The sequence below is a fragment of the Xanthomonas sp. SHU 166 genome (genome assembly GCF_000364685.1).
In the GTDB taxonomy this organism is placed as follows: domain Bacteria; phylum Pseudomonadota; class Gammaproteobacteria; order Xanthomonadales; family Xanthomonadaceae; genus Xanthomonas_A; species Xanthomonas_A sontii.
This window is the reverse complement of the sequence record NZ_AQOJ01000395.1, coordinates 1-622: the sequence shown is the minus strand read 5'-3', so window position 1 is coordinate 622 and position 622 is coordinate 1. Positions and strand designations below refer to the sequence as shown.

Annotated in this window: 2 protein-coding genes; one reads left to right on the top strand and one right to left on the bottom strand. The window is 74.3% G+C overall.

Going from position 1 to position 622, the window contains the following annotated elements:
- Nucleotides 1-237, bottom strand: a 237-nt coding sequence (locus D180_RS10955) for a LysR family transcriptional regulator (RefSeq protein ID WP_043090823.1), incomplete at its 3' end; no start/stop codon positions are given.
- 86 nt (nucleotides 238-323) lie between these two features.
- Between D180_RS10955 and D180_RS10950 the strand changes: the two genes are divergently transcribed.
- The coding region (locus D180_RS10950) for a TSUP family transporter (RefSeq protein ID WP_043090824.1) at nucleotides 324-622 on the top strand (299 nt) is incomplete at its 3' end.

Below are 622 nucleotides of genomic sequence, written 5' to 3'. Positions count from 1 at the left end.
CGCCTCGGCCTGCCGCAGCAACTGCCGCGCGTGCCGCAACAGCGCGGTGCCGGCCGCGGTGAGGCCGACGCCACGCGGGCCGCGCGCGAACAGCGCGACGCCGAGCTGCGCCTCCAGCGCGCGGATGCGTGCACTGGCGGCGGCCAGCGACAATGCTGCGCGGTCGGCGCCGGCGGTGATGCTGCCGGCCTCGGCCACCGCCAGGAACAGCCGCAGATCGGTGAAATCCAGGTGCATCGATGCTCCCGCCTTCGTCGTTGCCGAAGTCTGCCTGAAGCATTCGCGCATTGTCCGGCTGCCGCGGCGCGCCGATGCTGGATGCCATGGACACCCTCGCACCGCATCTGCTGCCGATCGCCCTGGTCTTCCTGCTCGCCGGCGGCGTCAAGGGCGTGGCCGGCATGGGCCTGCCGACGGTGGCGATGGGCCTGCTGGGACTCTGGCTGACGCCGACCGAGGCCGCGGCGCTGCTGGCGCTGCCGTCGCTGCTGACCAACCTGCAACAAGCCTGGGGCGCAGGCACCGGCGCGCTGCTGCGGCGACTGTGGCCGCTGCTGGCGTGCATCGTCGCCGGCACCTGGTGCAGCGCCGGCGTCCTCGCCGACGCGGACCCGCGGCTGGG